7 protein-coding genes are annotated in these 6,878 nt (G+C 61.5%); 2 read left to right on the forward strand and 5 right to left on the reverse strand.

What is annotated here, in order from left to right; all coding sequences use genetic code 11:
• Positions 1 to 374: 374 nt before the first annotated feature.
• The 4 genes from U9R81_RS13015 to U9R81_RS13030 all read right to left on the reverse strand — a co-directional run bounded on the left by U9R81_RS13015 (position 375) and on the right by U9R81_RS13030 (position 2,964).
• Positions 375 to 1,313, reverse strand: a complete 939-nt coding sequence (locus U9R81_RS13015) for an FAD:protein FMN transferase (protein WP_322495873.1) — start codon at positions 1,311 to 1,313, stop codon at positions 375 to 377.
• Positions 1,314 to 1,326: 13 nt separating this feature from the next.
• On the reverse strand, positions 1,327 to 1,659 hold the full coding sequence (locus U9R81_RS13020) for a hypothetical protein (protein WP_322495874.1): 333 nt from the start codon (positions 1,657 to 1,659) through the stop codon (positions 1,327 to 1,329).
• A 68-nt stretch (positions 1,660 to 1,727) separates the two neighbouring features.
• Entirely contained in the window at positions 1,728 to 2,441 is a 714-nt protein-coding gene (locus U9R81_RS13025) for a PepSY domain-containing protein (protein WP_322495875.1), read from the reverse strand.
• A gap of 55 nt (positions 2,442 to 2,496) precedes the next feature.
• The gene (locus tag U9R81_RS13030; protein WP_322495876.1) at positions 2,497 to 2,964 is read right to left on the reverse strand and encodes a heme-binding domain-containing protein; all 468 of its coding nucleotides are present in this window, start codon (positions 2,962 to 2,964) and stop codon (positions 2,497 to 2,499) included.
• Between the two features lie 613 nt (positions 2,965 to 3,577).
• Here U9R81_RS13030 and U9R81_RS13035 point away from each other — a divergent pair.
• Positions 3,578 to 4,258 (forward strand): response regulator transcription factor, encoded by a 681-nt coding sequence (locus tag U9R81_RS13035; protein ID WP_322495877.1) that lies wholly within the window; start codon positions 3,578 to 3,580, stop codon positions 4,256 to 4,258.
• Positions 4,251 to 5,762 (forward strand): ATP-binding protein, encoded by a 1,512-nt coding sequence (locus U9R81_RS13040; RefSeq protein ID WP_322495878.1) that lies wholly within the window; start codon positions 4,251 to 4,253, stop codon positions 5,760 to 5,762. The genes U9R81_RS13035 and U9R81_RS13040 overlap by 8 nt, the downstream gene beginning before the upstream one ends.
• 8 nt (positions 5,763 to 5,770) lie before the next feature.
• Here the strand turns inward: U9R81_RS13040 and U9R81_RS13045 are convergent, their stop codons facing one another.
• Positions 5,771 to 6,790 (reverse strand): 3-oxoacyl-ACP synthase III, encoded by a 1,020-nt coding sequence (locus U9R81_RS13045; protein WP_322495879.1) that lies wholly within the window; start codon positions 6,788 to 6,790, stop codon positions 5,771 to 5,773.
• Positions 6,791 to 6,878: the final 88 nt, after the last annotated feature.

Genomic DNA, 6,878 nt, shown 5'->3' on the forward strand with positions numbered 1-6,878 from the left:
TTTTTGCTCTCACTCCCGTTAGCGAAAAGGAGGATGTGAGAATAGCCACGAAAAGACGCAAAAGCCGCAAAACGATGGCGGTGGGTTTGTGCGCTTTCATTGCCCCCACCCCCTGCCCCTCTCCCGCTGGGGGAGGGTTGGCCCTCACCCCCTCCCCTCTCCCACGCTAGTGGGAGAGGGGCGCTGCTGTATGTCACCTCAGCAGTGTCGTACCTACCCCCTTCGCAGCTCCCCCTCTCCCACCTGACGGCGGGAGAGGGGGCTAGGGGGTGAGGGTATAACTCCGTGTTCCCCAGCCCCTCCCCCGCTTCCTGCGGTATTACTTGCCCTACCCCTTGCCCTCCCCCGCTAGGGGAGGGGAGATTGATTGACGCTTAACCTCTGATAACAGGGCGGGGATCACGCCAGCAATAGCGTTCCAACGCCGGTGAGCGGATGATTTGGCCATCGGTGCTGACGAGCAATGCCGCTAGTTGCGGTCGCGCTTTCAACCAGCGTAACCCGCTCTCAGCGCCGCGGAGCAAGACTGTTTTGGCGGCCATTTCGGCTAGCGGCAAGGTGGGTGCAACAACCGTTACGCTCAACAGATCGGTCACGGCAGGCGCGCCGGTGTGCGGGTCGATCAAGTGGTGTTGCCAGCGACCAGCTTGCTGCCAGCGCCGGTAGTCGATCCCCGATGTGGCGACGCCGCCGCGCCGGATCAGCAGCAGCTCAGTCCCCTGATCTGGCGTCTGCGGATCAGCCACTTCAACCGGCCACGACGAACCGTCACGGCGCGGGCCACTGACGGCAATATCGCCGCCAGCGTCAACCAAGGCGGGGAAGCGGCGACCCAACCGGCGCGCAACAAGCGCCGCCGTCCAGCCTTTGGCACTGCCGCTAAGATCGAGCTGCATCCCGGCAGGCAAGCTAATGGTGCGCCGGCGCGGATCGTACCCAATCAAGCGCCAGTCTGGTGCGGGCTTGCTCTCACCCGCAGCCGATCCATTGGTCAGCGCCGAAAAATTGTGATCGTAGCCGGCAGCTACGAGTGCTGCTCCCACTGTAGGCGTCACCCAACCATCGCTCAGCCGGGCCGCCCACAGCGCCTGCTGCACCGCTCGCCAGAGAGTCTGCCCAACCCGCACCGTCCCGTGGCCGGCGCGGCGGTTGAGCGCCGACAGTTCGCTGTGCGGGCGAAACCGGCTAAGCATGCGCTCGTAGCGCAGGAAAGTCTTGCGCGCTGCGGTGAGGACAGAGCGGGCAGTAGGATCGTCGCTGTCGATGATGACCGTGATCGTTGAACCCATCGCCCGAAAACTGAGCTGCTGCATCGGGAGCCTCCGGTTAGCGCGATGAACGGGTGCGGGCCATAGGCGCCGGTCGCGTGACCGGTGCGGGGATCATTACCTCGCGCACCGCCGGTTGGGACTGGGCCGGCGCACTGGCCGTTACCGAGCCGCTAGACGGAACATTCAACGGGACAAGCGTCGGCACGGTGGGCAACTGAAGCGTTGTTGGCGCAGATTGCTCGACCACTGCGACCGTGGCGGCAGGTTCTGGCGGATTCTGAGCTGCTAACCCTCCCCAACCGCCAATCGTTACCGCTAAGGCGGTTGCGCTAAACGCCCATTTCAAGCCGGTCACGTCGTTGCGGGCCGGTTTGTGAGATTGATTCATGATGCTAGCTCCTTGTTGGTATGAAACTGACGGCCCGGCGGGAAACGACCCGGCGGGCCGTTGCGATCCTAGTCATCTTTATCGTCGTGCTCACGCTGATCAGCGTTCTTGACTTTGGCGTAAACCACTTGGCCGGTATAGGCATCGACGTACACTTCACTGCCGTCGGCAAATTTCACCTCATACGTATCGACGCCATGCTCGTATTCGCGCTTCACCTTGACCACCGTGCCGCCACCAAGATAGGTCGTTGCAGCGGCAATCGCCTGCTCTTGGCTAATTGGCCCGCTCTGGGCAAGGCTCGTCACGGTATTGGCGACAATCGCGCCGGTTTGGGCATCAACATAGATCGCACCGCGATCGAACATCACTTCGTAGGCCGGCACACCTTGCAGGCTAACCAGCTCAGGGGCGCGCATCAGCACTGCCCCGCCGGCATTGGCCTGCGCGATCGCTTGGGCCTGCTCAACCGAGACCGGATAGGCGGGAGCCGCAGCAGCAGTCGTTACCGCCGCCATATTCTGGGATTGCTGCGCCGCCAACTGTTGGTTCGCTTCAGCTAGGCGCTGATTGGCTTCGGCCAGCGCCGCTTGGTAGGCGGCTTCGCGCTCACGGATCAGCGCCTCAACCGTAGGATCGAGCGTGGTCGTGGCTGCCGACGCAGGTTCGGCAGGTGCAGCAGTCGCTGGGGCAGATGCGCTCAGATAACTGGCGACACCGCCAATCAGCACGAGCGTAAAGACGGTTAAGGCAGCGGCGATCAACAACATAGTGCGATTCATCGGATATCCTCCTGTAAAAACTTGGTGTGAATTACTAGTTTGTCAGCGCATGCGATCAGTCATCATCCCGCTTCCCATCGGACGGCAACCCAGCGCCGCCGGGAGTGCTGGCGATCAACGCCTGCACCTCTTGCGGGGTCAGCTTCGCCTCGGGATGGGTTAGCAGATAAGCGCGCGGCGGCATCTCACCGTTACGCACCACCTCAGCAATCTCTTCGGCCAGCTCTGCTGATTCACGCAGCGGCAGCGAGAAGTTCAGCTCATTACGCCCTTTGATCACGTCATACGTCACCAACCACGACACCGGCGCGACTTTGCTGTACCACGGCCAGACCGTCTCGTTGCTGTGGCAGTCGTAACAGGCGCGACGGGCAATACTCGCCGCTTCGGGGGTCGTCCATGCCACATCAGTCACTACCGACGGATTGGTTTGCCATGCCCATACCGGTACCGCTTGGATGGCCACGAAGAGAACGACCAAGGCGATTGCTACGTTGCGAGGGCGGAATATTCGTTTCAACATTGCTTTCCTCTGTTGCGCGATCAGCTTTCCGTGAGTAACAGTACTGGCTTTCGCTCAAAAGAGTCTTAAAATGAAGCAGGAATATTCCAATCTTTTTCCAAGGTTGCGGGGGTATAACAGAGGTAGCGATGGGGGGGAGCGGCCCATTCCCAACCCTCCTCCGCTGGGGGAGGGTGAAGGCAACGACACGGTAGAGCTTGACGGACGTCTGGCTCTGCAAAGGCGCAGCGATTTTTAAGGCAAAGGCGCTGTCCGGCTCCGCAAAGGACGCAACGTGGTTTAATGGGGGAGTACCCCACCCTCAGTAGTTCAAGGGCGGACAGAACGCATGAGCGCAGATACAGTTTATGGCATTGGGATGAGCTGGTTCACCCTCACCCCCATCCCCTCTCCCGCGCTAGCGCGGGAGAGGGGCGCTGCCCCCTTCCGATCAACCAGCGCCGTTCGCGAAGCCAAGGCAGTTCCCCCTCTCTCGCCGTCAGGAGGGAGAGGGGCCGGGGGTGAGGGCCAGCAGCCCGCAGAGTGCCACCCTCCAGCCTTCCCCCTCTGGAGGAAGGAGATGATTTGTGCTTGGATAGCGCAATAACAGCGGCATACGATAGAGGAGCAAATCGTGCGGATTTTAATTGTCGAAGACGATAAGCGGCTAGCGCGCTTGATCGAGCGGGTGTTTCGCGAAGAGCGCTATACCGTCGATGTTGCCCACGATGGAGAGAGCGGGCTCGATCTGCTGTTGCAGGGCGCGTATGATGTGGCCGTGATCGATTGGATGTTGCCGGGACGCGATGGGCCATCGCTTTGCCGGGCGGCGCGAGCAGCTCGCTTGCCGACTGCGTTGCTCTTGCTGACCGCGCGTGGTCAGATCGAAGACAAGGTGTTGGGGTTTGAAAGTGGAGCCGACGATTATCTAGTTAAACCATTTGCATTTGAAGAGTTGCTGGCACGGGTGCGCGCACTGAGCCGGCGCTTTAACCCGAACCTCGGCAACGATGAATTGCGCCACGGCGATATTGTGCTCGATCTGCGCAGTTATACGGCCCGGCGCGGCGAACGCCGGCTTGATCTGACGCCAACTGAATGGCGGCTGCTGGAATATCTGCTGCGCAACACCGGCCAAACCCTCACCCGCCAGCAGATTCTTGATTATGTCTGGTCGTTCGAGCACGACGTGCAACCGCAGATGGTTGATGTCTACGTTTCGTATCTCCGGCGCAAACTCAACGCGCCGGGAGAGACTGACCCGATTGTAACGGTGCGCGGCATCGGTTATCGGCTGGAGGCGGAACGTGCTTAAACCGTTACGTTGGCAATTTACGCTGCTGTATGCGTTGACCTCCGCCGCGATTATTGCGTTGGTCGGCAGCGGCGCCTACGTGCTGGTCGCGCGCTATTTCGAGCGGATCACCGATCTGGCGCTGCAACACAAGATGGCGCACGAGTTCCATTTGCTGAACGCACCCTTGCCGTCTAGCTTAGCTTTTGCCGACGCCGATTGGTCGGTGTTGCGGTCGGATGGGCCGGCAGCCGGCAGGCGCATGTTGACGGCGGAGGAGGCGAGCCGGATTGCGCTGGCAACGCGGGGCGGCGAGATGAAGGATGTCAAGCTGGAAGCGGATAAACGCCAGTACGAGGTGAAGCTGCGCGATGGCAGCGAGGTGAAGATCGACGCTTACAGTGGCCAGATTATCGAGATTGAGATCAACGGCGAACACGTCAACCCGCCGCCTGCGCCCATCTCGCCACCGGCAGCGTATGATGCCGAGCTCGCCTCCATCTTTGTCTTGCCACTCGATGCGCAGGGACGCATTCTCTTCAACCCCAATCCCGCCGCTTTACCGATGCTCGCCCATCAGGAAGCGCTGGATGCGGCGCTGCGCAATGGGTCTGATCTGCGCACGATCACCACCGGCGCCGGACAGCGTGTGCGCTTGTTGACCTACCGGCTGACCCGGCCCGACGGCCCGGCGGCGTTGCAATTGGGCCGTGTGTTGACCGATCAAACACAGGTGCTGAACCAATTGCTGACCGGGTTGCTCGGCTTTGGTTTTATCGGCGCAGTGATCGTCGGCGCGGCCGGGTGGTGGTTATCGGGGCGCGCATTGCGGCCGGCGGAAGAAGCATGGGCGCGCCAATTGCGCTTTATTTCGAGCGCCAGCCACGAATTGCGCACGCCGTTAACGCTCATCCGGGCCAGCGCTGAAGTAGCTTTGCGCAACGCAGAAGACGAGGATCAGCGCGAACTCTTGGCCGATGTGCTGAGCGAAAGCGACCACATGCGCCGGCTGGTTGACGATCTGCTCACGCTCTCGCGACTCGACAGCGGGGCGTTGACGCTCCAGCGCCAGCCGATTCAATTGAGCGATTTCCTCGCCGATGTCCAGCGCCATGCATCCCGGCTCGGCGACGAGCACGGGGTGACGATCGCGCTCGCCAAAACTGAGGGTACGGTGTGCGCTGATCCCGACCGGTTGCGCCAGATTTTGTTAATCTTGATTGACAACGCCATCCGCTACACGCCTGCCAGCGGTACGATTACGCTCAGCGCCGAACTAGCCGGTAAACAGGTGCGGATCGGCGTGCGCGATACCGGTTGCGGCATCGCGCCTGAACACCTACCCCACCTGTTCGAGCGGTTTTACCGGGCGGATCAGGCGCGCAACCGGGCCAACAATAACAACAATGCCGGGCTTGGCTTGTCGATTGCCAAAGGCCTCGTCGAAGCCCATGGCGGCACAATCGGGGTCGAAAGCAAGGTCAACGCCGGCACGTTGGCGTGGTTTACGATCCCGGCGGCGTAACCGCTGGCTCACCATGTCACGCTCATCATCGAACAATTCAGACCCGACCCAATCCCCAACAAGCCGACGTGATCACCGGGCCGCAACCGGCCCGCTTCGGCAGCTTGGGCAAGCGAAATCGGCAGCGCTGCCGGGCCGACATTGCCGAGAGTCGGGAAATTGAGGAAGAGCTTGGCCGGCGTGATACCCAAGGCCTTCGTCACCGCGGCCATGTGGCGCGCACCGACCTGATGCGGCGCATAGAGCGCGATCTGGCGATCGCTCCAGTTAGGCAGCGTCTTTTGGGCCAACCGCCACGTCGCCGCCGCTAACTCGACCCCGGCATGCATCAGCGCGCCGGCGTCGGTCTTCATATAATCGGGCTGGCCGAGGCAGAGGTGATTGTATTGGGTCGCCGCCAGCGTGACCACGCCGTTCAAGCGATGGCCGCTGCGCGAGATGCGCTCGTGGGTGAGCAGCATCGCGGCGCCGCCCGACCCCAAAGTGAGGGTCGCGAAATTGTCGCGCAAATCTTGCTTGGTGGTTTCGGGCCGGCGCAAGCGGCGGATAGTCGCCATCACCGCATCTTGCGCGCCTTCGCCATCTACAATCAGCGCATACTCGATCGTACCCGCCTCGATCATCATCCCGGCAATGGCCATGCCGTTGAGAAAGCCAAGGCAAGCGTTCCGCACATCGTAGTTGATCGCGCGTGGCGACAGGCCGAGGTTGCGATGGACGAAGCAGGCGGTTGACGGTTCGAGATAATCTTGGCACACCGAGGTGTTGATCAACAGACCAATTCGCTCGCGATCGATGTTAACCCGGCTCAAGAGCTGCTCGGCGGCCATTGTCGCCACTGTGCTGGGCAGGGTGCCCTCATCCCAAAATCGGCGCTCGCGAATGCCCGATAGGGCCTCAAGCTTGCCGCGCGGGAAGCGGAGCCGTTCCATCGTTTCAGCGATCTGATCTTCGATCCAGTCCGATGTAATGCGGTGGGGGGCCAGCACATAGCTGACCGCTTCGATCATGACATGGCGAAAGAGCACCCAAGCCTCCGTGTTGTATCTGCTATCCCTTGCGGCAGTGCAACTGCCGCGCACCATAGACACCCTTGCGGCAGTGCAACTGCCGCGC

Origin of the sequence: Chloroflexus sp. (genome assembly GCF_034435895.1) — a bacterium.
In the GTDB taxonomy this organism is placed as follows: Bacteria; Chloroflexota; Chloroflexia; order Chloroflexales; family Chloroflexaceae; genus Chloroflexus.